The organism is Mesorhizobium huakuii, from assembly GCF_014189455.1.
GTDB classification, from domain to species: Bacteria; Pseudomonadota; Alphaproteobacteria; order Rhizobiales; family Rhizobiaceae; genus Mesorhizobium; species Mesorhizobium huakuii_A.
Genome location: NZ_CP050296.1, coordinates 992,612 through 1,018,136, shown reverse-complemented (window position 1 = coordinate 1,018,136; position 25,525 = coordinate 992,612). Strand labels below are relative to the sequence as shown.

The 25,525-nt window shown below is 64.8% G+C and carries 24 protein-coding genes; 14 read left to right on the top strand and 10 right to left on the bottom strand.

The window, feature by feature from the left end; translation table 11 throughout:
- The first annotated feature begins 170 nt into the window (after positions 1–170).
- Together HB778_RS05065 and HB778_RS05060 are read left to right on the top strand one after the other, a co-directional pair.
- Positions 171–1,667 (top strand): aldehyde dehydrogenase family protein, encoded by a 1,497-nt coding sequence (locus HB778_RS05065; protein ID WP_183462006.1) that lies wholly within the window; start codon positions 171–173, stop codon positions 1,665–1,667.
- A gap of 125 nt (positions 1,668–1,792) precedes the next feature.
- Positions 1,793–2,101, top strand: coding sequence for a hypothetical protein (locus HB778_RS05060; protein ID WP_183462004.1), 309 nt, complete (start codon positions 1,793–1,795; stop codon positions 2,099–2,101).
- An 89-nt stretch (positions 2,102–2,190) separates the two neighbouring features.
- Here the strand turns inward: HB778_RS05060 and HB778_RS05055 are convergent, their stop codons facing one another.
- A complete protein-coding gene (locus HB778_RS05055) occupies positions 2,191–3,288 on the bottom strand; it encodes a CaiB/BaiF CoA transferase family protein (protein WP_183462002.1) in 1,098 nt (365 codons plus the stop codon).
- 105 nt (positions 3,289–3,393) lie between these two features.
- Between HB778_RS05055 and HB778_RS05050 the strand changes: the two genes are divergently transcribed.
- The gene (locus tag HB778_RS05050; protein WP_183461999.1) at positions 3,394–4,416 is read left to right on the top strand and encodes an LLM class flavin-dependent oxidoreductase; all 1,023 of its coding nucleotides are present in this window, start codon (positions 3,394–3,396) and stop codon (positions 4,414–4,416) included.
- 53 nt (positions 4,417–4,469) lie between these two features.
- A complete protein-coding gene (locus tag HB778_RS05045) occupies positions 4,470–5,117 on the top strand; it encodes a ThuA domain-containing protein (RefSeq protein WP_183461997.1) in 648 nt (215 codons plus the stop codon).
- Positions 5,118–5,334: 217 nt separating this feature from the next.
- Here the strand turns inward: HB778_RS05045 and HB778_RS05040 are convergent, their stop codons facing one another.
- The 5 genes from HB778_RS05040 to HB778_RS05020 form a co-directional block, all read right to left on the bottom strand.
- A complete protein-coding gene (locus tag HB778_RS05040; protein WP_183461994.1) occupies positions 5,335–7,353 on the bottom strand; it encodes an amidase in 2,019 nt (672 codons plus the stop codon).
- Between the two features lie 118 nt (positions 7,354–7,471).
- Entirely contained in the window at positions 7,472–8,560 is a 1,089-nt protein-coding gene (locus tag HB778_RS05035; protein ID WP_183461992.1) for a Gfo/Idh/MocA family protein, read from the bottom strand.
- Positions 8,561–8,629: 69 nt separating this feature from the next.
- The gene (locus tag HB778_RS05030; RefSeq protein ID WP_183461990.1) at positions 8,630–9,394 is read right to left on the bottom strand and encodes an ATP-binding cassette domain-containing protein; all 765 of its coding nucleotides are present in this window, start codon (positions 9,392–9,394) and stop codon (positions 8,630–8,632) included.
- Positions 9,391–10,395, bottom strand: coding sequence for an ABC transporter permease (locus HB778_RS05025; RefSeq protein ID WP_183461988.1), 1,005 nt, complete (start codon positions 10,393–10,395; stop codon positions 9,391–9,393). The genes HB778_RS05030 and HB778_RS05025 overlap by 4 nt, the downstream gene beginning before the upstream one ends.
- Positions 10,392–11,381 carry a sugar ABC transporter substrate-binding protein gene (locus tag HB778_RS05020; protein ID WP_183461986.1) on the bottom strand — a complete coding sequence of 330 codons (990 nt, stop codon included), beginning with the start codon at positions 11,379–11,381 and terminating at the stop codon, positions 10,392–10,394. Before HB778_RS05020 ends, HB778_RS05025 begins: the two co-directional genes overlap by 4 nt.
- A gap of 733 nt (positions 11,382–12,114) precedes the next feature.
- Here HB778_RS05020 and HB778_RS05015 point away from each other — a divergent pair.
- From HB778_RS05015 to HB778_RS05005, 3 genes are all read left to right on the top strand, one after another.
- Positions 12,115–12,315: a hypothetical protein gene (locus HB778_RS05015; protein WP_095200683.1), complete on the top strand. Its 201-nt coding sequence runs from the start codon at positions 12,115–12,117 to the stop codon at positions 12,313–12,315.
- Positions 12,316–12,449: 134 nt separating this feature from the next.
- Entirely contained in the window at positions 12,450–12,800 is a 351-nt protein-coding gene (locus HB778_RS05010) for a transposase (RefSeq protein WP_183460044.1), read from the top strand.
- Positions 12,749–13,597, top strand: a complete 849-nt coding sequence (locus HB778_RS05005) for an IS3 family transposase (RefSeq protein ID WP_183465006.1) — start codon at positions 12,749–12,751, stop codon at positions 13,595–13,597. The genes HB778_RS05010 and HB778_RS05005 overlap by 52 nt, the downstream gene beginning before the upstream one ends.
- A 101-nt stretch (positions 13,598–13,698) precedes the next feature.
- Here the strand turns inward: HB778_RS05005 and HB778_RS05000 are convergent, their stop codons facing one another.
- From HB778_RS05000 to HB778_RS04985, 4 genes are all read right to left on the bottom strand, one after another.
- Positions 13,699–14,925: an alpha-D-ribose 1-methylphosphonate 5-triphosphate diphosphatase gene (locus HB778_RS05000; RefSeq protein WP_183461984.1), complete on the bottom strand. Its 1,227-nt coding sequence runs from the start codon at positions 14,923–14,925 to the stop codon at positions 13,699–13,701.
- A 224-nt stretch (positions 14,926–15,149) separates the two neighbouring features.
- Entirely contained in the window at positions 15,150–15,962 is an 813-nt protein-coding gene (locus tag HB778_RS04995) for a PfkB family carbohydrate kinase (RefSeq protein ID WP_183461982.1), read from the bottom strand.
- A gap of 194 nt (positions 15,963–16,156) precedes the next feature.
- Entirely contained in the window at positions 16,157–17,743 is a 1,587-nt protein-coding gene (locus HB778_RS04990) for a GMC family oxidoreductase (RefSeq protein ID WP_183461981.1), read from the bottom strand.
- Positions 17,744–17,777: 34 nt separating this feature from the next.
- A complete protein-coding gene (locus HB778_RS04985; RefSeq protein ID WP_210308065.1) occupies positions 17,778–19,280 on the bottom strand; it encodes an aldehyde dehydrogenase family protein in 1,503 nt (500 codons plus the stop codon).
- 210 nt (positions 19,281–19,490) lie between these two features.
- On the opposite strand from HB778_RS04985, the gene HB778_RS04980 reads away from it, so the two are divergent.
- The 7 genes from HB778_RS04980 to HB778_RS04950 all read left to right on the top strand — a co-directional run bounded on the left by HB778_RS04980 (position 19,491) and on the right by HB778_RS04950 (position 25,524).
- A complete protein-coding gene (locus HB778_RS04980) occupies positions 19,491–20,390 on the top strand; it encodes a hypothetical protein (protein ID WP_183461979.1) in 900 nt (299 codons plus the stop codon).
- Positions 20,391–20,431: 41 nt separating this feature from the next.
- Positions 20,432–21,013 carry a YceI family protein gene (locus tag HB778_RS04975; protein ID WP_244661963.1) on the top strand — a complete coding sequence of 194 codons (582 nt, stop codon included), beginning with the start codon at positions 20,432–20,434 and terminating at the stop codon, positions 21,011–21,013.
- A 191-nt stretch (positions 21,014–21,204) separates the two neighbouring features.
- A complete protein-coding gene (locus tag HB778_RS04970) occupies positions 21,205–21,993 on the top strand; it encodes an SDR family NAD(P)-dependent oxidoreductase (RefSeq protein WP_183461975.1) in 789 nt (262 codons plus the stop codon).
- 33 nt (positions 21,994–22,026) lie between these two features.
- A complete protein-coding gene (locus HB778_RS04965; RefSeq protein ID WP_183461973.1) occupies positions 22,027–22,821 on the top strand; it encodes a MoaF C-terminal domain-containing protein in 795 nt (264 codons plus the stop codon).
- A gap of 17 nt (positions 22,822–22,838) precedes the next feature.
- Positions 22,839–23,228, top strand: a complete 390-nt coding sequence (locus HB778_RS04960; protein WP_183461965.1) for a nuclear transport factor 2 family protein — start codon at positions 22,839–22,841, stop codon at positions 23,226–23,228.
- Positions 23,229–23,283: 55 nt separating this feature from the next.
- Complete coding sequence (locus HB778_RS04955; RefSeq protein WP_183461963.1) at positions 23,284–24,489, top strand: amino acid ABC transporter substrate-binding protein; 1,206 nt, start codon at positions 23,284–23,286, stop codon at positions 24,487–24,489.
- Positions 24,490–24,786: 297 nt separating this feature from the next.
- Positions 24,787–25,524, top strand: a complete 738-nt coding sequence (locus HB778_RS04950; protein ID WP_183461961.1) for an ABC transporter ATP-binding protein — start codon at positions 24,787–24,789, stop codon at positions 25,522–25,524.
- Position 25,525 lies beyond the last annotated feature (1 nt).

The window sequence follows — 25,525 nt, the reverse complement described above, 5'->3', positions numbered from 1 at the left end:
TGTTGAACGATCGTACAACAAGCATATTCGCAGACATTGCAGAACGCAATGGCCCAAAGCGTTGGCGTGGTTCAGGCGGCGCGCGCACTGCACAGTCCGATTAGCTTTCCTTGTTTGAGGTCGTCGTTGGCAGGAGTAATAGTCGCCACGGAATTCGTGAGGAGGACGCGATGACGCTGAATTTCGACCCGAGGGCGAAGGCCATGACGCTTTACCACGGCGAATTCCGGCCGATGTTCATCGGCGGCAAGTGGGTCGCGGCGCAGTCCGGTGAGGTGATGCAGGCGCTCAACCCGGCGACGGGCGAGGTGCTGGCGACAGTGCCGCGCGGGGGTGCCGCCGATGTTGATGCTGCGGTGACAGCCGCGCGCGCGGCTTTCGAAGGCCCATGGTCGAAATTCTCGCCCTATGAGCGGCAATGCGTGCTGTTGCGCATCGCCGATCTGTTCGAGACTCATTGGGAAGAGCTCAGCGTTTCCGACACGCTCGACATGGGTCTGCCGATCACCCGCACGCTGGCCAACCGGCGCCGTGTTATCGGCATGCTGCGCTTCTATGGCGGCATGGCGACGGCGCTGCATGGCGAGGCGATCGACAATTCCATTCCGGGCGAGATCGTCTCCTTCACAAGGCGCGAGCCGGTCGGTGTCGTCGGCGCGATCATTCCCTGGAACGCGCCGACCGCCGCCTCGATCTGGAAGGTCGCGCCGGCGCTCGCCACCGGCTGCACCATCGTGCTGAAGCCTTCCGAGGATGCATCGCTGACGCCGCTTTTGATCGCGCGGCTGATGCAGGAGGCCGGCGTGCCCGATGGCGTCGTCAACATCGTCACCGGCACGGGAGCCGAGGCCGGCGCGCGGCTCGCCGAACATCCCGACGTCAACAAGATCGTCTTCACCGGTTCGACGCTGACTGGGCAAGCGATCGCGCGGGCTGGCGTGGCCAACCTCAAGCGCGTTTCGCTGGAGCTTGGCGGCAAGTCGCCGATCATCGTCTGTCGCGATGCCGACATCGACAAGGCGGTGCCGGTCGCGGCGATGGCGGTGTTCGTGCATTCGGGCCAGATCTGCATTGCCGGCTCGCGCCTGTTCGTGGCGCGCGAAATCCATGACGAATTCGTGCGCCGCGTCGCAGACTTCGCCGGCAAATTGCGCATCGGCCACGGCATCGAGGCGGAGACGGAAATCGGGCCGCTGATCAATGCCAGGCAGGCCGGCAAGGTGGAGGGCTACATCAAGGCCGGCAGCGAGGAGGGCGCGGAACTGGTCGCCGGCGGCTCGCGGCTGACGGGTGCGCTCTATGATGGCGGCAATTTCATCGCGCCGACCGTCTTCGGTGCCGTGTCGGACAAGATGACGATCGCGCGCGAGGAGATTTTCGGGCCGGTCATTTCCGCCATGCCTTTCGACACGCTGGATGAAGCGGTGGCGCGCGCCAATGCGACGCCCTATGGGCTGGCCGCCGGCATCTTCACCACCCATCTCGGCACCGCGCACAAGCTCGCGCGCCGCATCAAGGCCGGCTCGGTCTGGGTCAACATGTACCATGCCATCGACCCCGCCGTGCCGTTCGGCGGCATGAAGATGTCCGGCTATGGCCGCGAAGGCGGCATCGAACATCTGCATGAGTATCTCGAGACCAAGTCGGTCTGGATCCAGACCGACTGAGGGGTATGCCGATATTCAGGTGAGGCATGCAAATCGCGGGGCAGGCGAACCCTTGCCAGGGAACCTTTGTTCGGCTGGTGATTTTGCCTATATAGGAAGTGTGAACGGCCAGGAGGGTGTTGCCGATGACGACGAAACGCTTTGCGATCTGCGCTCTTGCCCTGGCGACGGCCTGCGGCATGACCGCGCCGGCATCCGCCGGGGCCAAGCACCGCCACCATCACCGGCACCACACTCAGAACCACTACTACAATCAGGCCGAGCCGGAACGCTATGTTCCCGCCGATGACGATCTCATCGGCTTCCTGTTCGGCGGCCCGCGCTATTATGACCAGCAGCTGTTCACCACCGCCGCCGGCGCCTGCTCCTACAATCGGGTGGGGCCGGACGCGAATGCGATAAACAAGATCAACGACCACCATTGCGGGAAATAGGAAGCGGGCCGCTCGAGGGCAGGGTCCGGCGTGGGCAATTGTCCATGAGGCCAGCGAATCATGGAAAGGCTGGAACCGACAGAGCGGCCTCAACGGAGTGCCGTTGGATCCGCCAGTTCGGCACGAATCTCTGCGCCATGTTCGTCGCGTGCCGGACCTTTCGCCGGCGTCTTTTGCGCCCATACGGAAAAACGCGGAGCGGCGGCGGCTTGCAAAATGCCGTCCATCGTCAGCCACGAGCCGCGCGCGGCCATGTGCGGATGCCGTGCTGCCTCTTGCGGGCTGAGCACAGGGGCGACGCAGGCGTCCGATCCTTCGAACAGCCTGGCCCATTCGTCGCGCGGTCTTTCGGCAAAGATCGCCGCCAGCCGATTGCCGAGCTCCGGCCAGAGATCGCGGTCGAATTGCCTGGCGAATTGCGGATCGCCGGTGAGATCAAGCATGGCGAGGAACAGCGCATAGAATTTCGGCTCGACGCACTGGACGCTGATGAAGCCGCCATCGGATGTGCGGTAGACGCGGCACCAATGCGGCCCGTCGAGAAGGCTTTGGCCGCGTTCGGCGACGAGCGCGCCGGACTGGCCGATCGCCATCAGCAGGTTCATCATGTGGGCCGAGCCATCGACGATTGCCGCGTCGACCACGGTGCCTTCACCGCCGGCGCGCGCGTTCATGATGCCGGCGAGCATACCGATCACCAGATAGAGCGCGCCGCCGCCTATATCGCCGACCAGCGTCGGCGGCGCCATGGGCGGCTCGCCCGGCAAGGAGGCGTACCAGAGCGCGCCCGACACGCCGATATAGTTCATGTCGTGGCCGGCGGTGTGGGCCAGCGGTCCATCCTGGCCCCAGCCGGTCATGCGGCCATAGACCAGCTTTGGATTGACCGCCAGGCAGGCATCCGGGCCGAGGCCGAGACGCTCCATGACGCCGGGCCGGAATCCCTCGATCAGCCCATCGGCGGTGGCGATGAGGCGCATCACCAGGGCGACATCCTCGGCATCCCCGAGGTCGAGCGCGATGGAGCGTTTGCCGCGATCGAGCAGCGCGCGTTCGGGCAGGCCCGGCATGGGCGCCTGCTTGCGGTGCACGACGATGACATCGGCGCCGAGATCAGCGAGCAGCATGCCGGCGAAGGGTGCCGGCCCGAGTGCCTCGATCTCGACGATTCGCGTCCCCTTCAGCATTCCACCCTCCACGGCGTTCAACCCCAGAGTATGGCGCGAGGTGACGGTGTGTAACCCCGCTGTTTTGGCATTGAAGCACGTGCCGCCCGCATATACTTCAGGGCCATGAAAAAAATCGGTTTCTTGTCATTCGGGCACTGGACGCCCTCGTCGCAATCGCAAGTGCGTTCGGCTTCCGACGCGCTGCTGCAGTCCATCGATCTCGCTGTCGCGGCCGAGCAGCTTGGTGCGGACGCCGCCTATTTCCGTGTGCATCATTTTGCCCGCCAGCTCGCTTCGCCATTCCCGCTGCTGGCGGCGGTGGGCGCGAAGACCAGCCGCATCGAGATCGGCACCGCGGTCATCGACATGCGCTATGAGAATCCGCTCTACATGGCCGAGGATGCGGGTGCCGCCGACATCATCGCCGGCGGCCGGCTGCAGCTCGGCATCAGCCGTGGCTCGCCCGAGCAGGTCATCGATGGCTGGCGCTATTTCGGCTACCAGCCGCAGGAAGGCAAAAGCGACGCCGACATGGCGCGGCATCACGCCGAGGTTTTCCTCGACACGCTGCGCGGGGTCGGCTTCGCCCAGCCCAACCCACGGCCTATGTTCCCCAACCCGCCCGGCCTGCTCAGGCTCGAGCCGCATTCGGAGGGCCTGCGCGAGCGCATCTGGTGGGGCGCTGCCACCAACGCCACTTCGGAGTGGGCGGCCAAGCTCGGCATGAATCTGCAGAGCTCGACGCTCAAATTCGACGAGAGCGGCAAGCCGTTCCACATCCAGCAGGCCGAACAGATCCGGATCTATCGCGAGGCCTGGAAAGCGGCCGGCCACGAGCGCGAGCCGCGCGTTTCGGTCAGCCGCAGCATCTTCGCCCTGGTCGACGACCGCGACCGCGCCTATTTCGGCCGTGGCAATGAGAGCCGCGACCAGATCGGCTTCATCGAGGAGAACACAAGGGCAATCTTCGGCCGCAGCTATGCCGCCGAGCCGGATGTGCTGATCAAGGAATTGGCGCAGGACGAGGCGATCGCCGAGGCCGACACGCTGCTGCTCACCGTGCCCAACCAGCTCGGCGTCGACTACAACGCCCATGTCCTCGAGGCGATCCTGACCCATGTCGCGCCGGCGCTGGGCTGGCGCTGACCGCCGCGCCGTGTAACCATCGATCGCGGCGGGCGATTCAGGAGGTTCACGGCATGGCGAAGAAGGCCCTGATTGCCTGGGGCGGCTGGGAAGGCCACACGCCCGAGCGCAGCGCCAACATCATCCGCGCGCTGCTTCAGCGCAACGGGTTTGATGTCACGCTGGGCCAAGGCACGGCGCTGTTCGCCGATCCGGAGCTGTCGTCGTTCGATCTCATCGTGCCTGTCATTACGATGTCCACGATCGAGAAGGCCGAGCTGCAGAACCTGACGCAGGCCGTTCGCGGGGGAAGCGGGCTCGGCGGCTTCCACGGCACGATGGGCGACAGTTTCCGCAACGAGCCCGACTACCAGTTCATGACCGGCGGCCAATGGGTCGCGCATCCCGGCAACATCATCGACTATCGTGTGGTGATCACACAACCGGACGACCCGATCACCAGTGGCATCAGCGATTTCGCCTACCGGTCGGAGCAGTATTATATGCATGTCGACCCGAGCAACGAGGTGCTGGCGACAACGACTTTCAGCGACGCGCATTTCCCAGGCATTGATGGTGTCGTTATGCCGGTGGTGTGGAAGCGCCGGTATGGCGCGGGGAAGGTGTTTTACAGTTCGCTTGGGCACACGGCGGATGAGTTCGCGGTGCCTGAGATGGCGCTGATTGTCGAGCGCGGTTTGCTCTGGGCGGCGCGGGGGTAGCGGCGATGTTGGCGCTCTACGGCGCCCCCTCTGTCCTACCGGACATCTCCCCCACGAGGGGGAGATCGGCTGTCATCACGGCCTTCGCGAATTTTCAAAGTTGCAGGAAAAGGCGAGGCGCCAAAGCTGCTAATCTCCCCCTCGTGGGGGGAGATGTCCGGCAGGACAGAGGGGGCGTGACGGAACTCGACGGTGGGTGTTGGCTTTTCCGCTCCGCTCACCCAATCCCACCCGTAACCACATAGGCGCCGGCACTACGCCCATCCTCCAGCCGCACCACCGCCGTCACGATCGAGCCATAAGAGCCGCGCCAGACGCTGTGGAACCGCTTATGCTCGGCGGTCGGCACGAGTGCACGCCCGCTGAAGCGGCCGCCGCTGCGGTGCATCGCGACGGGCTCTCCGTTGACATGCAGTGCGATGCTGGCGTTCTCCGCCTCGGCTGGCAGGTCGAGTGTGATCGCGATCTCGTCCCAGTCGCCCGAAGCCCGCGTCTCAGTGGCGAGCGCGATGGCAAATGGCGGCGCCGCGCTGCCACCAGCCTTGGCGCTCCGCCCTGAAAAAACATCGTCCGCCAACTCAGGCGTGCGCGCCGGCCGCGTACGGCGTTGTGTCGATTGTTCGAAATCGCCGGCCATGCGCAGCAGGCTTTCGTCGTCATAGGCCTTGCCGGCGAAGGTCAGGCCGACCGGCATGCCGATATCGGCCATCGTGCCCATCGGCACGGTCACGGTCGGGATGCCGAAATGGCGCCAGACCAGATTGCCGTTGGCGACCCAGGTGCCGTTGCGCCAGGCTAAATCAGCCGAAGCCTCGTTGATGTCGGCGTCCGCCGGGCCGACATCGGCGGCGGCGGGCAGCACCACGGCGTCGATGCCTTGTGCATCGAGCCAGTCCTCGAAATCGATGCGCCTTGTCGCTTCCAACCCCTTCAGGCCCTCTGCAACGGTTGGGATATCCCTGAAGGGTGTGACGCCGGATTTGGCGCGCTCGACATACTCCCCCAGGTCGAAGCCACCTTCGTAGCGATCAGGTAACGTGCCGGGCGGCTGCGGGAAGATTTTCGGGCCATCGACCGAGGCGAGATCGGGGGTGTCAGGGTCGGCATTGGCGTGCAAAAAGTCGTCCCAGCCCCAGATGCAGAGATCCCAGAGTTCGCGGTCGGCGAAATCCGGCGGCACCAGCCCGCGCTCGATCATCGTGCGCGCCCCGGGACGGTCGCGCTCGTAATTGGAGACGACGGGAAAGTCGACCTCCACCACCTCCGCTCCAAGTCGCTTCAGATCGGCTGCCGCTTGCTCCCACAGGGCGAGCACGGAGGCACGGGTTTCGATCGGCCGGTCGGCTCCGCTGTCGCGGCCGATGTACATGCGGGGCACGCCGAGCCGCTTGCCTTTCAGCGAGCCGGCAAGCGTCAGATCGGTATAGCGCCGCGGCCGTACCTCAGAACTCTTCGGCAGGGCGGCCCAAGGCTGCGCGCGCCAGAAATCGCCTCGCGTCTCGGGATCGTCGGCGACGATGACGTCGAGCAGCTCCAGCATGTCGGGCATGGTCCGCGTGTGCGGCACCACGACATCCATGGTCGGCACCAATGGCCAGTTGCCGCGCACCGAGATGACACCACGCGACGGCGTGTAGGCGACCAGCGCGTTGTTGGTGGCCGGCGCACGGCCGGACGACCAGGTCTCCTCGCCGAGCCCGAAGGCGCAGAAGCTGGCCGCCGTCGCGGTGCCCGAGCCGTTGGACGAGCCCGAGGCGAAGGCAGCGGTCAGATAGTCGGCATTGTAGGGGCTTTCGGCGCGGCCATAGACACCGCGCTGCATGCCGCCATTGGCCATGGGCGGCATGTTGGTGAGGCCGATCAGCACCGCGCCGCCGGCCCTGAGCCGGGCGATGGTGAAGGCGTCCTCATTGGCGACGAGATGTTCGAAGGCCGGCGAGCCGGCGGCCACCGTCAGGCCTTTGACCTTGTAGCTGTCCTTGGCGGTGTAGGGGATGCCGTCGAGCGGCCCGAGCAGGGCGCCATTGCGGCGCCGTTGGTCGGAAGCGGCGGCCTCCTCGAACATATCAGGATTGAGCACCGGGACGGCGTTGAGGCTGATGCCATGCCGGTCGAAATGCGCGATGCGCCTGAGATATGCCGCGACCAGTTCGACGCTGGTGACGGTGCCTTCATCGAGCGCACGGCGCAGTTGGTCGATCGTGGCTTCGACGAGATGAAGGCTGGCGTCGGTCATCACTGGTCTCGGGCTGTTGTCGCCCGCAATGGATGAGCGAGGCCGCCGGCTTCGGCAAGAGCCAATCAGCAGTCTTTGTCGGAACGTGTTGTTCCTGCAGACATCTTGCCGGCAGTGCTCAGGACTCTCCGCCGCTCTCTTTCATGCGCTCGATGATCTCGGCCATCAGCGCCAGGTCGCGCCGCGAGTCGGCGAGGTCGGTCAGCGGCTTGGTGCCTTCCGCGATGTGGCGGTGGAAAATCTCCAGCTCGTTGGAGAAGGCGTCACCGTAAAGCGGCCCGAAGCTTTTCGTCACCGGGCCGAGCGGGCCGGCCTCGGTCACCTCAAGCCGGGTCGGCAGGCTGCGGATATAGGGCGTGTCGTAGATGATGCGCACGCGCCTGGTGTTGGAGCGCACCTCGATCATGGCGTCGAACAGGCCGAGATCGTCGACCACCGCGTCATAGAGACAGGCGAAATGGCCATAGTCGAAAGTGACCGACGTGTTGGCGCCGCCATTGGTGCGGTGCGCGGCCACCACGCCTTTCGGTTCGCCGATGAGCCCGCGCATTGCCGAGATGTGGTGCGAGGACAGAGCCGTCAGCCCGCGATAGGCGCGCACCAGGTCGGCGGGGGCATCGGTGCCCACCACTTCGCGGATCAGCGCGTCACGCTCCTTGGCGCCGCGTGCCAGCAGGGCAGGGTCGATGTCCCGGGGATAGAGGATGTTCTGGCTCTTCTTCAGGAAATGCCGGCCTTCCGAGATCAGGTCGAAGATGCGGACATGGGTGATGTCGGCATAGGCGGGCAGTTCGTCCCTGGCCTGGAGATAGGCCGGCGCGTAGCGGCGCATGTAGCCGACGAACAGGGCTTTCTTGTAGGCCGGCATCAGCGCCAGCAATTCGTCGATCTCGCGCACCGTGAGACAGGCGGGCTTTTCCAGCAGGATGTGCTTGTCGGCTTGCATGGCCGCGCGCACGAAGCGGCTGTGGGTGTCGTCGGACGACAGCACGAAGACCACGTCGATATCGGGTGAAGCGATCAGCGCTTCAGCGCTCTCATAGGCTTTCACCCCGGCATATTCCGACGTTATGAGCGTCACTAGGCTTGGCGAGACGTCATGGACTCCCGCTATTTGCCAGCGGTCGCGCTGGTCGGCCAGAACAGGCAGATGGATCGACTGCGCGACTTCTCCAAGACCCACAAGCCCGACACGAAGTGGTGCCACTCTCAAACTCCCTTGATTTCATTTCGGGCCGGCCATGAGGGCCAGACATCAATTTCATGATTGCCCCGGTCACGCCGCGCCGGTGACCAGCGCGACGAGTTCGTTGCCCGTGGTCTCCGACGCGCGCACCGTCGCTGCCATCTTTCCCGCCCGCATCACCCAGATCTGGTCGGACAGGCGCCGCACCTGATCGAAATTGTGGCTGACCAGGATGACCGAGACCGACTGTTCGCGCAGGCGCCGGATCAGCGCCTCGACATTGGCGGTCTCCTGCACGCCGAGCGCTGCCGTCGGTTCGTCCATCACCACCAGCTTGGCGCCGGAGCCGACGGCGCGGCAGATCGAGATCGCCTGCCGCTGGCCGCCTGATAGGCGCCGCACACGCTGGTTGATCGACGGTACGTTGATCGACAGGCGCGACAGCATCGAGCGGGCCTCGCGTTTCATCGCTTTGCGGTCGAGGAAAGCGAAGGGGCCGATGCGGCGCACGAGTTCGCGGTTGAGGAACAGGTTCTGCGCCACCGTCAGCTCGTCGATCAGCGCCAGGTTCTGGTGCACCGTCTCGATGCCGGCCTTGCGCGCGCCGTCCGGATTGGAGAAGGGGTGCTCGCGGCCGTCGAAGACGATCGAGCCGGCATCCGGCACATGCACGCCGACCAGGCAGCGGATCAGCGTCGATTTGCCGGCGCCATTGTCGCCGATGACGGCGGTGACTTCGCCGCGGCGCGCCTGGAAGGCGACATCGGTGAAGGCGCGCACGCCGCCGAAATGCTTGCTCAGGCCGTCGCAAGCGATGATCGCGTCCGAGGCAGGGAAGGGGATGACGGCGCTCATTTCTGGTACCGCATGATCAGTGCCGCCAGCACCACGATGGCGCCCACGGCAAGCGGTTGATAGAAGGCCGACACGCTGAGCAGCGTCAGCCCGTTGACCAGCGCGGTCAGCATCAGCGCGCCGATCGCGGGCCCGAGGATGCTGGCGCGGCCGCCGAACAGGCTGACGCCGCCCAGCACCACCGCCGCCACGGAGTTCAGGAGCAGGCTGGTGTTGATCTGCGGTTCGGCCGAGCCGATGCGCGCCACCAGAAGGATTGCCGCGAGTCCGGCGCAGAACCCCGAAATGGTGTAGGCGGCGATCTTGACGCGGTTGGTGCGGATGCCGAGTGCGCCGGCGCTCTCGACCTGGCCGCCGGTCGCCAGCAGATGCACGCCGAAGCGCGTGTGATAGAGCGCGATATGCGCCACCGCCACCGCTGCAATCGCCACCCAGACTGGATAGCCGAACGGTCCGAAGGAGCCGGAAGCGAGCTTCAACAGGAAGGTCGAGCCGACCATGGTCGGTTCGCCGCCCGACAGGATGAGGCCAAGCCCGGTGATGGCCGACAGCGTGCCGAGCGTCACCACGAAATCGGGGATTTTGCCGACGGTGATGATGAGGCCGTTGAGGAAGCCGATGGCGCTGGTGGCCAGCACCGCCAGCACGCAGGCGATGACGATGCCGTAGCCCGCCGCATTGACGAGGCCGAGGATGATGGCGCCGAGCATGACGGCAGCCGCCAGCGACAGGTCGATGCCTGATGTCGCGACGACGAAGGTCTGGCCGATCGACAGCACAACCAGGATCGCCGATGCCAGCAGCAATGCCTGCAAATTGGCGACGCTGAGAAAGACCGGCTGGGCGATGCCGAAGATGATGACGAGACCGACCAGGCCGACGACGGACGCCCAGTCGGCCCAGAAGGAAGGATCCAGGAGGAGAGCCGACAGGGAGGGGCGGCTCTCCTCCGCCGCGCCCGCCGAATGGGCGACGGGCGCGTTGTCTGTGGAATTGCTCACTTCAACAGCTCACGCAGCGGATCGGGATAGTCGCCGCCGGGGCGCGGGAAGTTCTTCAGCGAGGCCTCGGCATTGGCCTTGTTGATCAGCAGCACGGGCGCGGGCACGTTGGCGGGCAGTTGCTTGCCCTTGACCGCCGCCTGGCAGGCCTCGACGCCCATGGCGCCGACGACATAGGGATACTGGGCGACGGTGGCCGAGAGCTCGCCGGCTGCGATCGACTTCAGCGCATCGACGATGCCGTCGAGGCCGATCACCTTGACGTCCTTGCCCGAGGTCTGCACGGCGCGTTCGACGCCGAGCGCCATAATGTCGTTGGCGGCGAAGAAGCCGGCGAGGTCCGGATGAGCGGCGAGGATGTCGGTGGCTGCCGTCAACGCCTTCTCGCGATCCCAGTCAGCGCTCACCATCACCACCACCTCGAGCTTGCCTTCGACGGCCTGCTTGAAGCCCTTGATGCGGGCATTTGAGCCGACATCGCCGACGATACCGGCAATCAGCGCGACCTTGCCGCCCTTCGGCACCAGCTTCAGCATTTCCTCGCCGGCCAGCGCGCCGGCGGCGACATTGTCGGTGCCGATATAGGTGGAGACGGCAAAGCCGGCGGCCTTGGCCTGTTCGGCGTCGATGGTCGAGTCGATGTTGACGATCGGCTTCTTCTTCTGGGCGACCGGAACCAGCGCCTGGACGAGGTTGGAGACGCTGATCGGGTTGACCAGGTAGCAATCGAAGTCCTGCATGGCCATGGCGGTCAGGCGGTCGGCCTGGCCGGTGGCGTCACCCATATTGGCGGCGGCCTGGACGCTGACATTGACGCCGCTGGCCTTGCCCTGCTCTTCGATGCCTTTCTGCATGGTTTGGAAGAAGGGGTTGTCGAGGCCCTTGACGATGGCCGCGACCTTCGGTGCGTCCTCGGCATAAGACGGCGCCGAGATGATGGCTGCCAGCAGGCCCGCGCCAAGCGTCAGGCCGTTGAAGATACGCATTTTGTTCCTCCGCTTCTTGTTTGTTTGATGTGTCTCATCGGCATGCCCACGGACGCCCGCGGCTGGTGCTGCGAGAGCCATACCGGGATTGGCGACGCCGCGCGGCCTCCGGCCCTGCGAGCGCCGAACGTCTCGCGGACAACGGACCCGGTCGGGACCTTTTCCATGCCAGGCATTTCTCCTCCCAGAGCGCTGACCTAGCCCCATCAGCGTTTGCGCATGTTTTATAAAAAATTGACACGCGTCAAGATTTAAAATGGTGCGAAGCGATTTCCATGGCGCCATGGGCGGTCCTGTCGGGCCGCATGCCGTACGATCCACGGTTCACTGCCGCAAAAAACGTCCACCCTCATGCAACCTCTGATGGGCGCGCGCGTTACAAGGCTCCCGGGGGATGGAGAGGCTTGCATTGGACCGTTTTGAGATTCTGAACGAGCCGACAGGCATGTGCTGCATTTTCGACACATCCACGGAATTGCCGGTAACGGTGCAAGACAAGCCCCTCATCGGGCTCAGTCGGCACGAAGTGCCGCTGGCCCTGCTTGCGGTCATGGAAGCGGACGGCAAGCCGTGGGCGCCGCCGTCACTGTCGTCGCTAAGCAACTGTCGGACAAATAATAGAGATCAGACATGCCAAGACGGCTTGCAAGCCTAGGCTAAAGCTCGCAGAAGTTGCGAAAAAAGCATACCGTTGGAGAAAACTTATATCGTCATCCAGCATGAAGGGGGAATCATGCCTGACCAGAATGCCCAGATCCGAGCAGCCATTGGACGACTGCTTTCCGAGAAAACCGGAGTCGCGGTCATTTCCATGAGAGAGAGTATCACCGAGCTGGTGGCCATAACGGGTGCAGCGCTGACCGTCGAAACCCTGCAGGACATGCTGCTGGAAATGGCCGAAGTGCGCGGCATGATGGTCGTGCTCGACGTTTAGACTCTTTGTTTTGACGCAACTTCTGTGCGAAAGCCGTTTCACACTTTTCCCGGGAAATGGAATGCGCCCTTCGGAGCGGACAGCTTGACTAAGCAGAATTGACTTGGAAGCCGGGCTTTCGAAAGATGGAAGCCATGACTGCACATCGCGCGCACAGCATCGAGTTCAAACGTCAGGTAGTGCAAGAGTTCCTCTCCGGCGAGACGCTTCATGGTCTGGCCAGGCGGCACGAACTAGCGCGTAACCTGATCCGTATCTGGGTCCAGAAATACGAGGCCGGCGCCTTCGACGAGGATGTAGCGGCGGCCGAGACGATGCAGACCTATGAGGCTCGGATCGCCGCGCTGGAGCGGCTGGTAGGCCGGCAAGCCTTGGAAATCGAGTTTCTAAAGGGGGCTCTGAAAAGCGCACCACGTCCCAGAAGCGGGCCTACATCCGTGATCACCGGCCCCGCGGTGTCTCCATCGCTGAAGGATGCCGGCTGATGGGGATCGCGCGATCAACCTACTACGATCAGCCCGAAACCGCCGTGGATGACACAGCGCTCGTCGAGACGATGGGTGAGATCTCCGACAGCTTCGAAGCCTACGGCTATCGCCGCATGCAGGCGGCGCTGCGGCAGAGCGGCATTGTCGTGAACCACAAGAAGATCAGACGATTGATGCGCGAGCATGATCTGCAGCCCAGGATCAGGCGACGCTTCATCGCCACCACGGACAGCAATCATGAATTGCCGATCTTCCCGAACCTGGCGAAGGACGTGACACTCGATGGCCCGAACCGGCTTTGGGTAAGCGACATAACCTACGTGGCGATTGCGGCAGGCTTCGTCTACGTCGCGGTCATCTTGGATGCCTGGTCCCGCAAGGTCGTTGGTTACGCCATCGGCCGTTCGATCGACGCGCGCTTGACCGTTGCAGCATTGAAGGCGGCAATCGAACGGCGAAAGCCGCCGCCGGGCTGCGTCCATCACTCGGATCGAGGGGCGCAATATGCCGCGCTCCTCTATCGCAATCTTCTCGCCGAGCACGATCTTATTGGATCGATGGGTCGGCGCGGCAATCCCTACGATAATGCCAAAGCGGAAAGCTTCATGAAGACGATGAAGGTCGAAGCCATCTATCCGATGGCCTATGAAACCTTCACCGACGTCGCTGAGGACCTTCCCCGCTTCATTGATGAGGTCTACAACACCCGCCGATTGCATTCAGCGCTCGGCTATCTCAGCCCGCAACAGTTCGAAGACCAACACGCCCGGAAGATGGTCAAAACTGCCGCTTGATCCTGTCCGCTCCGAGGGGCGCACTCCAAAAACCGCTCATACTTTCCTGGAATTGCTCTTGCTCTATCTCTTTGTTTTGACGCAATTCCCGAGGGAAAGCGCTATGCGCTTTCCCGGGAGGCAGCCGGTAGCCGTTCAGCCATGGCGAGGGGAAGGCGTTCTACTCTCCCCGCCTGTGCAAGCGTGCCATCGCCGTAGATCATGCGGCCGGCGCGGAAGGTGGCGCGCACGCGGGGCACGGGATGGCGGTCCGCCACGACGAGATCGGCTAGAAGGCCAGGCTCGATGGCGCCGCGATCGGTGAGCCCCAGGGCGTTCGCCGGGTTGGCGCTGGTCAGTGCCGTCGCCGCCGCGAGGCCATCGCCCCGCAGTTCCGCCAGGCCTAGCACGGCAGGCAGGATCGAGGCCGGATGATAGTCGCTGGCCAGCATGTCGAGCAGCCCGGCCTCATAGGCCTGGCGGGCGGAAAGATTGCCGGAATAGGATCCGCCAGGCAGCGCGTTGGGGGCGCCCATGGCGGTGTGCATGCCGAGCCTGCGGGCTTCCTGTGCTGCTTCCAGCGTCACCGGGAATTCCGAGAGCGCGGCACCCAGGCCATGGACCAGTTCCACTTTTTCCAGCGTGTCGTCATCATGCGAGGCGAGCACGACGCCGGCGGCCCGCGCGCGGGCCGACAGGTCCTGCAGCGCATTCAGCACATCACCCTGGCCGTTGCGGCCGGCCATGCGCTTGCCGACGACCTCGGATGCGTCCGCGACGGACATGCCGCGTTCCTTGGCGATGCGGGCGATGTAGAGTTCGACGTCGCGATACTGTCCCTGTCCGGGCGTGTGATCCATCAGCGAGATCAGATGCAGCCTGCCGGCATCCATCAGCTTTTGCAGCCTGGGAATCGCCGGGGTGAACGTCACTTCGAAGCGGGCATGGATGCGATGGTCGACCAGCAATTCGTCCTTCATCCCGGCGATGATGTCGATGATCGCTGATGTGTGATCTTCCGAGCGCAGCACGCCGCTGGTGGCGCTGGCGCCGATGAAGGAGAGCGCGGCGTAGGCGGTGGTGATGCCGCAGGAGGCGAGCTTCTTGTCGAGTTCGGCAATGCCGATCGGCATCGGTACATGCACGCCGATGCGCGGCTCGACTTCCCTCTCCACCATGTCGCCATGCATGTCGATGAAGCCAGGCAGCAACAGGCGGCCGCCACCCTCTATGTCGGCATGCTCGACGGGCTTGTCGCGGATCTCGGCGATCCGGCCGTTTTCGATCCTGACGGCGCCGTTCGGAATGACGCGGTCGCGCAGGACGATTTCGAATTCACTCAGCCACATGTCACGTCTCTTGCAAGGAAGCGGTTTCAGGATGGATTTCGCGGGCGACAAGGTCGGCGACATCGTTGGGTGGTGGAAGACGCCGATCATGGCGACGATGCGCCGGCTTGCCGCCGCCTCGGTCACGATCTCTCCAGGACATGTTTTCTAGTTCACCCGAATGCCGGTTTCCATTTGATTTTTATGACATTTTCATGAAAGTCGGCCTTGCCGGACCGCCTGTCTCAGCCGGTACGGAATCGTTCTGACAGCCATTCGGCGGTTTGCTGGCTGGCCTGTTCGGCGGAAAGCTCAAGGCTCAGCCCCTGCAGCAGGCCGTGCAGGAAGATCCCGGTAAAGCAGTCGCCGGCGCCGATCGTGTCGGGCACGGAGACCTGCTTCAGCGGCGTGACGTGGTTGAGCACCTTGCCGTCATAGAGCGAGATCGGGCGCGTTCCGTCGGTCAGCACCAGCGTCTTCAGGCGAGGGCCGGCGATCACTGCTGCTCGCTCCCAGATCGCTCGCGTGTCCTCGCCGGGAAAATCGGCGCGCGATCCGATGACGATGTCGGCCGGGCGAGGCGAGGCGCTGCGCAGCGGAAACTGCGAAATGACAAGCGGGATCGTCCGCAGCGAGGCAACGAGGCCGGCATCGAGCACCAGGGCGTTGAGGTAGGCGGCGTCGCCGCTGACAGGCTCCGGTGCGGCGAAGGGCGGGCGCATCTGGCCGCCGGGGTTCAAAATGGTGCGCTCGCCATTGGGCTCGAGCAGGATTTCGGTGAACCGCGTTTCGCCGGCCCATAGGGTAACGTAGCCGGTATCGATGCCGCTCGCCTGCAATTTGGCGAGCGCTGCCCGGCCATGGTCGTCATCCATCAGATTGCTGATCAGCCGGACCTGGTTGCCGAGCCTGGCCAACTGGGTGCCTGTGTGGAAGCCGCCGCCGCCGAGCCTGACGCTGCGGCCGGAATAGACGATGCGCGCGCCCGAGGCGAGGGGCGAGGACAACGACCAGACCTGGTCGTAATTGACATGGCCGATAACGATGACTGTGCTCATGATCCCTGCTTTTCGCGTAGCGTATCGACGATGAAGCGCTGCGCGAGCAGGCTTAGCACTATGACCGGCACCAGGGACAGCAGGCTGGCGGCCATCGGAGCGCCAGCGGACGTGTGCAGTTCTCGATCGACAATACGAGCCAGTTGCTCAACATGCCGGCACAGGCTGCGAACGGCAGGGCTTGAACAGCCGCTTTACCCGCCCAAAATAAAATCCGCGCAGCGGTCGGCGATCATAATCACCGGGGCGTTGGTGTTGCCGCTGATCAGGCGCGGCATGATCGAGGCGTCGCAGATGCGCAGGCGCGGTACGCCGCGCACGCGCAGTTGCGGGTCGACCACCGCGTCGTCATCGCTGCCCATCCGGCAGGTGCCGCAGGGGTGATAGACCGTCTTGGCGTGTTCGAGGATGTGGTCTGTAATCGCTTGGTCGGAGAGGTCGGCGTCCGCGCCCGGCGACAGTTCCTCGGCGACCACCGCCCGCAGTGCCGGCTGGCGCAGGATGGTGCGGGCGATCTTCATGCCAGCGAGCAGCAAGGCAAGATCGTCCGGGTCGGAGAGGAAGCCGGTGGTGAAGCGGATCGGGTCCGCCGCATCACGCGAGCGCAGGCTGACCGTACCGCGCGATTTTGGCCGCAGCACACACGGGTTGAGCTCCATGCCGTGGCGCTCGATCGAGCCGTGCTCGGCGCTTTCGATCATCACCGGCAGGACATGGAACTGGATATCGGGCCGGCCATCGCCATCGGTGTCGAAGAAGCCGCCGCTTTCGACGACGTTGGAGGTGAGCAGGCCGGTGCGGAACATCAGATATTGCAAGCCATGGCGCAGCGCCCGCAGGCCGCGATCTTGGCCCAGCAGCGAGATCGGCTGCCGCGTCAGCGCATAGACGGGAGCGGCGACATGGTCCTGCAGGTCGCGGCCGACCGCGGGCATGTCGCGGATGACGGGAATGCCGAGCCCGGTCAGATGCTCGGCCGGGCCGAGGCCCGATAGCATCATCAGCTTGGGCGTCGCCAGCGCGCCTGCCGTGAGAATCACTTCGGCCTTTGCCGTCGCCGCGTGGTTCTGGCCGTCCGCCGTGGTGTAGGCGAGGCCGCTTGCGGCACCGTTTTCCAGCGTCACGCCGGTGACCAGCGCATCGGTGATGACGGTGAGGTTGGCATTGCCGGCCAGCGGCCGCAGGAACACCTTTGCCGCCGACTGTCTTTCCCCATTCGCCGTGGTCGTCTGGTAGAAGCCGACGCCTTCCTGCGCGGCGCCGTTGAAGTCGTCATTGTAGCGATAGCCGGCCTGCTGCGCGGCTTGCACATAGGCCAATGACAGCGGGTGGCGGTGGCGGGGATCGGAGACCGGCAGCGGTCCCTCGGTGCCGTGGCGTTCACCGGCCAGGCGCTCATTGCGCTCCAGCCGCCGGAACACAGGCAGCACCTCGTCCCAGTCCCAGCCGGGGCAGCCGAGGTCGCGCCAGCCATCGTAATCCAGCGGCTGGCCCCTGATGTAGAGCATGGCGTTGATGGAAGAGCCACCGCCCAGCGTGCGGCCTTGCGGCACCGGCAGCCGGCGGCCGCCGACGCTGGGCTCGGGCTCGGATTCGTAGATCCAGCTGCGCGCCGTGCCGATCACCTTGGCGAAGGTGGCGGGCATGTCGATGAGCCTGGTGTTGTCGGCCGGGCCGGCCTCGACGACCAGCACGCGCTTACCGGCATTGACCAGCCGGTTGGCCAGCGTGCAGCCGGCCGAGCCGGCGCCGGCGATGATGTAGTCGTACGCAGCGCTCATCGTGTCAGGCATACCGCATGATGACGGTCTTGGTTCAGGCATACCGCATGATGACGGTCTTGGTTTCGAGATAGCCCTCAATCGCCGCACGTCCGTGCTCGCGGCCGATGCCGGACTGTTTGAAGCCGCCGAACGGCGCGTTGGGGTCGAGCGTGTTGTGCGAATTGACCCATACCGTGCCGGCTTTGAGGCCGTGGATGGCGGTCATCGCCTTGCCCATGTCGCGGGTCCAGATCGAGGCCGAGAGACCATAGCGCGTGTCGTTGGCGATGCGGATCGCCTCGTCGAGATCGGCGACCGGCATCGCCGCCACCACCGGCCCGAACACCTCCTCGCGCACGATCTCCATGTCGGGCCGGACATTATGCAGGATGGTCGGCGCCACATAGTGGCCCTTGCCGGGCACCGGCCGTGCGCCGCTGACCCGTTCGACGCCCGCCGCCAGGCCGCGCTCGACAAAGCCCTCGACGCTTCTTCGGTGCTTGGCCGAGACAAGCGGGTTGATCTGGGCCCCAGCGTCGCGGCCGGCACCCAGCGTCATCCCGTCGGCGATCTCGGCCAGCCGCGAAAGCGTGCGGTCGTAGATCGACTTCTCGATCAGCAGCCGCGAGGCCGAGGTGCAGACCTGGCCCTGGTTGAAGAACATGCCGAGCCCGGCAATAAGCGGCTCGATGCCTTCCTGCATGTCGGCGAGCAGGATCATCGGCGATTTCGAGCCGAGCTCCAGCGTGAAGCGGGCGACACGGTCGACCGCGGCGTGGCCGACGCGCTTGCCGACCTCCGTCGAGCCGGTGAAGGTCAGCTTGTCGATGCCGGGATGGCGGATCAGCGCCTCGCCGGTGACGGATCCGCTGCCGGTGACGATGTTGACGACGCCGGGCGGGAAGCCCGATGCCTCGATCAGGTCGGCGAGCCTGAGCAGGCCAAGCGGCGTTTCCTGCGGCGGCTTCAGCACCACCGTGCAGCCGCAGGCCAGCGCCGGCGCGATCTTCCACATGCCGATCAGCAGCGGGAAATTCCATGGCACGATGGCGCCGACGACGCCGACCGGCTCCATCACCGTCATCGCCTGGTGCCTGGCGCCAGGTGGCACGGGAATGGAGACCTGGAAAGTCGAGCCCTCGATCTTGGTCGCCCAGCCGGCATAATAGCGCAGCCAGTCGACGGTGCCGCCGGCACTCAGCATGCGGGCGACGCCGAGCGACTTGCCGTTCTCGATGCTTTCGATTTCAGCGAGCAGATCGGCGTCGGCCTCGACGGCATCGGCGAGTTTCAGCATCAGGTTCTGGCGGTCGACCGGCCGCATCGACGCCCATGGGCCTTCGAGCGCGGCACGCGCCGCGCGCACCGCCTGGTCGACCAGTTCGGGGCCGCTTTCGGGGACGCGGGCGACGATCTCGCCGGAGGCGGAATCGTCGACAGCGAGGCCTTCGCCGGAAAGGCCGTCGACGAAACGGCCATTGATGTAAGGCCGGTGCGAACGCGCCAGGAAGGCGGCTGCTGCGGCGCTGATCGGCGGCACAATTCTCTCGTTCACGCCATCCTCCTCGATTGCTGATGAACAGTCATGCCGAGGGTTATGGAGCGTATCGGCCAGCTTCAAGCCGAAGGCGGCGCGAGTGCGCGCTCAGTCAAAACAAAGTTCCCGCTCGGACAAGACGCCCGGCGATCGGTTGACCTAGATCAAGGTCGCATCAAGCCGCGCGTTTTGCGCGAGCCTCCCAGATGTCCAAAGAGGTGTCGGCCATTGAGCGCATTGCTGGGCAATCCGATGGTCACCACGGCGGCGCTGCCGCTTGTGCTTGGCATGGTCATGGCGCTGCTGGCGCGGTTTGCCCTGCCGCCGTTCTCGCACGTGCTTTCGCTGGTGGCGGCCGCCCTGTTGCTGTTCTTCTACTGGGACACGCTTGGCCCGCCCGTGGTGCCGCCGGTCGCGGCCAGCCAGAAGCTGATCTATCTCGCCTTTGCCGGCATCGTCGCCGGGCTCTTGCCCGAACGCCTGCTCAGCGCCGCCGTCGCCAGCAACCTTGTCGCCGTCATGCTTGCGGCCGCGCTGCTGTGGCTCGGCTGGCGCCGTATCGCCGGCGGTGCGCTGGACCTGCAGATGATCGCCGCGCTCATCGCCGGCCTGCTGGCGATCGTCGGCGCCGCGATGCTGCTGTCCCTGAAAGCCTCGCCATCGCCTCTGGCAGAGGAGCCGTTCCTGGTGCCTGCAGCCATGCTCGCTATATGCCTGGCCGGCGCGATCATCTCGGTGCTCGGCGCCTCGATCGTCACCGGGCAATTGCTGGGATCGCTGGCCGCGCTCGCGGGCGGCTGGTGCCTCGTCCAGTACATCGCGGTGCTGCGCGGCGGCACGGCCGCCGGCTGGAGCAAGGGCGCCGAGCTGATCCTCATCTTTGCCGCCGCCACGGTGTTGATCCAGGTGGCGCTGCTGGCGCCGAAGGCGAACCCGGTGGCGCTCATGCTTTCGCCCTTGCCGCTTGCCGTGGCCGCCTTGGTGCCCGGTCCGCTGCGGGGCCTTGTTTCCGGTGCCCGGCCGTTGCGGCCGCTGGTTGCCGGTCTGCTGATCGCCATACCGGCGATATTGGCGATCCTGACGGCGCTGCTGTTTGCGCCGCACGGAGCCGCGCTTGGCTTTTCCTGAGCCAGGGAATGACAACCAACAATGGGGAGAGTTACGTGACGATGAGAAAACTGACGGCCGCGCTTGCCTTTGCCTCGATGTGCGCCTTCGCATCGGCGGCTTATGCCGAGAATTACGAGATCGACGGCCAGCATGCCTGGGTCACCTTCACCATCAAGCACGGCATCTATGGCACCGCGCATGGCCAGTTCGATGCGGTGAAGGGCGCCATCGTGATGGACAAGGCCGACCCGTCGAAGAGCAGCGTCAAGGCCGAGCTCGATGTCGGCTCGGTGCACACCGCCTATGACCAGCGCGATAGCGATCTCAAAGGTCCCGACTTCTTCAACGCCGCCGAATTCCCGGCGATCTCCTTCGAAAGCACCAAGGTCGAGAAGGTCGACGACAAGACCGGCAAGGTCACCGGCAACCTCACCATCAGCGGCGTGTCCAAGGAGATCACGCTCGACGTGACGCTGGTCAACGAAGCGCCGGCGCCGTGGGATGCGACACTGACCAAGGCGGCGTTCACCGCCACCGGCAAAGTCAGCACCGCGGACTTCCCGATGGCCAAGGCCGCGTCCGGCTTCGGCCTCGGCCCGGATGTCGACATCGTCATCGATCTCGAAGCGGTGAAGAAATAGGCCGCCGGCAGTTAGCGCGGTGGCCGCCGCGCGATCGAAAGGTTGCGCGGCACGTCACACCAGACAGGCGCGAAGTGCGCGCTCAGTCAAAACAAAGTTCCCGCTCGGACAAGACGCCAAATCGGGGATGCCGCACTATCCCCAGCGAAGATCGGCGCATAGCCGGCGCACTCAGCAATCGGGATGGAACCATGCGATTTCTTGGAAAGACGGCCTTCATCACCGGCGGCGGCACCGGCATCGGTGCGGCGGTCGCCAGGCGCATGGCCGCCGACGGCGCCAAGGTGGTGTTGATGGGCCGGCGGCGCGAGCCGCTTGAGGCCGTGACCAGGGATATTGGTGGGCTGGTGGTGCAGGGCGATGCCGCCGATCCCCAGGCGGTGCGCGCGGCCCTTGCCGAAGTGCATGAAAAGATCGGACCGGTCGACATCCTCGTCGCCAATGCCGGCGGTCATGGCGTCGGCCCGACCATTTCGATGAGCGATGAGACCTGGAGCCTGGCGACGCGCAGCAATCTCGACACCGCCTTCGTCTGCGCCCGCGAATGCCTGCCTGACCTGATTGCGCGCAAGGGCAACATCGTCGTCGTCGCCTCGATCGCCGGCCTGTTCGCCGGGCCGGATGCGGCCGGCTACGTCACCATGAAACATGCTTGCATCGGCTTCGGCAAATCGCTGGCGCGCGACTATGGCCGCAAGGGCGTGCGCACCAACATCATCTGCCCGGGCTGGGTGTCGACCGACATGGCCGACGAGCAGATGGAGGTGATCGTCGAGAAGCACGGGCTTGGCTCGATCGAGGAAGCCTATCGCCTGGTGACGAAGGACGTGCCGCTCGGCCGACCGGCGACACCGGAAGAGGTTTCCAACGTCATCTGCTTCGTTGCATCCGGCGAGGCGGCGATGATGAACGGTTCGATCCTGACCGTCGATGGCGGCGCCACCGTCGTCGACCTGCCCACGCTCGCTTTTGTGGATTGATTGGGGCCTTTGCCGATTGATGTGGAGAGTGCGATGAACGACCAGAACAGACCGGCGGACTGGAAGCATTTCGACGATTTCGCCGCCGGCATCGCCACCAACCGGCAGGCGACGACGGATGCGCTGCGCGGCCAGACTTTCAGGATCACGCTCGACACCGGCCGCACCATCGACCTTGCCTTCACATCGCTCGACACGGTGGCGTGGAGCGAAGGCAGCGAGGCGGGCGCCGACTGGTACGAGGCGCTGGAGGTCGCCTCCAACGTGTTCTTCATCAACATGATCTTCTCGGCCCGGCCAACGGAAGACGAGGCCTTCATCGTCAACACCAGCACGCGCCGCGTGCTGTCGGTGCGTGAACGGGTGCGTGAAGCCGGCGAGGCCCCGGGCGAGCCGCGCGTGGCGCAGATTTGGTCGGCCGGCGTGCTCGGCGATCCCTCGGTCGCGCCGACCGGCATCGCGCCGGCGCCGACACGGGACCTGATCGGGCTCACCGCGCATTACACATACAGCCCCAATCACATCTACGAGCACATCTATCTCTCTTCCGAGCGCTATGCCTGGCAGAACCTCGTCGGCATCCAGCGCGGCCATGGCGACGTCGACCTGGCGACGACCTGGAAGTTCGCCGAGAACCAGTATGTGTTCGGCTTCCGCGAGTTCATCATCCCGGTCGCCTCGCTGTTCTTCTACAATTGGGACGTCATGCTCTCGACGGGGAAATTCCTCGGCGTGACAAGCCAGGGCAAGATCGAGAACAAGCCGGCCGGCGCCCACATCGAGAAGAAATCCAGAACCGCCTACGACAAAGGCAAGGCACCGGTCTGACCGCGCGGGGGAACGCCATGAACAAAAACTACGAAGCGATCAAGGCGCACTATGCCGGCTCCGACGCCAAGGATTTGGCGGCGATGATGGCGCCGGTCACCAGCCGCACCGCCTGGACCGAGATGGCGGGCTTTCCCTATGCCGGCACCTATGTCGGTCCGGACGCCGTCATTGAAGGCGTCTTCAAGCGCATCGGCGAGGAGTGGGACGGCTACGCGCTGAAGCTCGAAAAACTGGTCGATGGCGGCACCACCATCGTCGGCATCGGCACCTATTCGGGTGTCTACAAAAAGACCGGCAAGCCGATGTCGGCGCGCGTCGTCCATGTCTGGGAAATGGAGGACGGCAAGGCGCTCAGTTTCGAGCAGTTCACCGACACCAGGCTGGTCGCGGCAGCGACCGTCTGAGGCATGCCTGCGGACACCGACGGTGTCCGTCCGATCCAAAACCTGGGAGGATGAAATGGGAAGCAGTCTGAAAGTAATGCTGGCGGGCCTGGTCCTGTCGGCCGCGTTCGCGGCCGGCACCGGTATGGCGAATGCCGGCGATACCGAGATCGTCATCGGTGCGCCGATCTCCTTGACCGGGCCGCTGGCCGGCGACGGCAAGGAGCAGAAATGGGCCTATGAGCAGGCAGTGGCCGACATCAACAAGGCCGGCGGCATCATGGTCAAGTCGGCCGGCAAGAAGCTGCCGGTGCGCCTCGTCGTCGCCGACGACGAAAGCTCGGAAGGCAAGGTGGCGTCGGCGCTGGAAAACCTGATCAAGGTGCAGAAGGTCGATGCGCTGCTGTCGACCCATTCGGGACCGATGAACATTGCCGGCGCCATCGTCGCGGAGAAGTACAAGAAATTCTACATGATCACGACGGCCTTCCCGTTCGAATGGCAGCCGCTGAAGCTGAAATATTCGGCGCTGTTCTTCTTCCATCCGGGGCCGGGCGCCGAGGTGCCGTTCGAGATCTGGGACAAGCTGCCGGCCAATGAGAAGCCGAAGAACCCGGCGCTGGTCTCCGAGGATTCGCCCGACGGCAAGGGCTTTGGCGGCGCCTTCGAGGCGGCGGCCAAGAAGTATGGCTACACTTTCGCCGTCGACGATCCCTGGGCGATCGGCGCCACCGATTATTCGGCGCTGATCACCAAGCTCAAGGCCGCAGACGTCGACGCCATGCTGGTGTTCGGCTCGCCGGCCGACACGGTGACGCTGCTGCGCCAGATGAAGGAGCTCGGCTTCTCTGTGCCTTACCTGCACGGCTGGAAGGGCACCTGGACGGGCGAGTTCCACGAAGCGCTCGGGGCGGATTCCGATTACATCCTGACCGACGGCTTCTGGTCGTCAAGCTATCCCTATCATGGCGCCAAGGAACTCGGCGACCGCTACGAGGCCGAGTTCAAGAAGGACTCCGTGACCGTCGGCGCCTTCTACGCCAACGCACAGGTGCTGGCGCAAGCGATCGAGAAGGCCGGCTCGACCGATGCCGGCGCGATCCACGACGCGATCTTCGGCCAGGAGTTCAAGGACACGGTGGTTGGTGACCTCAAATTCGACCAGACCGGCTTTGCGCTCATCCCCAGCGTCGCCACGCAATGGTGGCAAGGCAAGCACCAGCTGATCTTCCCGGACGGCAACTGGACCTACAAACCGGCGCCAGCCTGGGACAAGCGCTGAACGAGGGCGGGCACACTCGTCCGGCCGTCGGCGCTGCCCCTCATTGCCCTGCCGGGTGTTCGTCACTCGAAAAGCCAAGCAATTGGCTTTTCGTCCGCTGCGCGGACCGTTCCTCAACTCCCCGTGAACGGGGAGAAAGAGATAGCATTCCTCGCCCCGTTTACGGGGAGAGGATGCCGGTCCACCCTCCGCAGCTGCAACGGCAGCTGCTGTGGAGGACGGGCAGGCAGGTGAGGGGCGGCGCTGACTTCGACAAATTCCGTACAAGACAACGTCCACCGGAGAAACGGAAACACGATGCAGCCTGACGAAACCCTGCTTCGCCTCGAGGCGGTCCAGAAGCGGTTCGGCGGGCTTGTCGTGCTCAACAACATCGACATCGCCGTCAGCGCCAATGAGCTGATCGGGCTGATCGGTCCTAACGGTGCCGGCAAGTCGACGCTGTTCAACCTGATCACCGCGCTCTACACGCCGACGCAAGGGCGCATCCGCTTCCGCGACCAGGACATCACCGGCACGGCACCGCATCGCATCTGCCGGCTGGGCATCGCGCGGACCTTCCAGCTGGTGCGCACATTCCTCACCATGACAGCGTTCGAGAACATCATGGTCGGCGCGGTCTATGGATCAGGCGGGCGCGTCAAGCATGCGACGGCGGCAGCGCAAGAAGCGCTGGAGCTTGTCGGGCTGACCGCAAAACGCGATGTTCGCACCGCGCATATGACGCTGTCCGACCGGCGCCTGCTGGAGATCGCCCGGGCGGTGGCCTCCAGCCCGGCGCTGCTATTGCTCGACGAGCCGATGGCAGGGCTGAACCCGACCGAGATCCAGCGCATGGTCGATGTCATCCGCCGTGTGCGCACTGAGCGCGGCGTCTCGATCCTGTGGGTGGAGCACAAGGTCGACGCCATCATGAAAGTGTGCAGCCGGGTGATCGTGCTCGACCATGGCGAGAAGATCGCCGACGGCAGCCCGCGCGAAATCGTCGCCAACCGCAAAGTGATCGAGGCCTATCTTGGCGAACCGGCTGCTTGAC

Coding starts and splice junctions, on each gene's coding strand:
- HB778_RS05020 (WP_183461986.1), bottom strand. CDS start 11,381: ATGCGTATCTTCAACGGCCTGACGCTTGGCGCGGGCCTGCTGGCAGCC.
- HB778_RS04995 (WP_183461982.1), bottom strand. CDS start 15,962: ATGAGCACAGTCATCGTTATCGGCCATGTCAATTACGACCAGGTCTGG.
- HB778_RS05015 (WP_095200683.1), top strand. CDS start 12,115: ATGCCTGACCAGAATGCCCAGATCCGAGCAGCCATTGGACGACTGCTT.
- HB778_RS05050 (WP_183461999.1), top strand. CDS start 3,394: ATGAAAAAAATCGGTTTCTTGTCATTCGGGCACTGGACGCCCTCGTCG.
- HB778_RS04965 (WP_183461973.1), top strand. CDS start 22,027: ATGAACGACCAGAACAGACCGGCGGACTGGAAGCATTTCGACGATTTC.
- HB778_RS05010 (WP_183460044.1), top strand. CDS start 12,450: ATGACTGCACATCGCGCGCACAGCATCGAGTTCAAACGTCAGGTAGTG.
- HB778_RS04970 (WP_183461975.1), top strand. CDS start 21,205: ATGCGATTTCTTGGAAAGACGGCCTTCATCACCGGCGGCGGCACCGGC.
- HB778_RS05030 (WP_183461990.1), bottom strand. CDS start 9,394: ATGAGCGCCGTCATCCCCTTCCCTGCCTCGGACGCGATCATCGCTTGC.
- HB778_RS04950 (WP_183461961.1), top strand. CDS start 24,787: ATGCAGCCTGACGAAACCCTGCTTCGCCTCGAGGCGGTCCAGAAGCGG.
- HB778_RS04955 (WP_183461963.1), top strand. CDS start 23,284: ATGGGAAGCAGTCTGAAAGTAATGCTGGCGGGCCTGGTCCTGTCGGCC.
- HB778_RS05060 (WP_183462004.1), top strand. CDS start 1,793: ATGACGACGAAACGCTTTGCGATCTGCGCTCTTGCCCTGGCGACGGCC.
- HB778_RS04990 (WP_183461981.1), bottom strand. CDS start 17,743: ATGAGCGCTGCGTACGACTACATCATCGCCGGCGCCGGCTCGGCCGGC.
- HB778_RS05065 (WP_183462006.1), top strand. CDS start 171: ATGACGCTGAATTTCGACCCGAGGGCGAAGGCCATGACGCTTTACCAC.
- HB778_RS05055 (WP_183462002.1), bottom strand. CDS start 3,288: ATGCTGAAGGGGACGCGAATCGTCGAGATCGAGGCACTCGGGCCGGCA.
- HB778_RS04975 (WP_244661963.1), top strand. CDS start 20,432: ATGAGAAAACTGACGGCCGCGCTTGCCTTTGCCTCGATGTGCGCCTTC.
- HB778_RS04960 (WP_183461965.1), top strand. CDS start 22,839: ATGAACAAAAACTACGAAGCGATCAAGGCGCACTATGCCGGCTCCGAC.
- HB778_RS05040 (WP_183461994.1), bottom strand. CDS start 7,353: ATGACCGACGCCAGCCTTCATCTCGTCGAAGCCACGATCGACCAACTG.
- HB778_RS05045 (WP_183461997.1), top strand. CDS start 4,470: ATGGCGAAGAAGGCCCTGATTGCCTGGGGCGGCTGGGAAGGCCACACG.
- HB778_RS05000 (WP_183461984.1), bottom strand. CDS start 14,925: ATGTGGCTGAGTGAATTCGAAATCGTCCTGCGCGACCGCGTCATTCCG.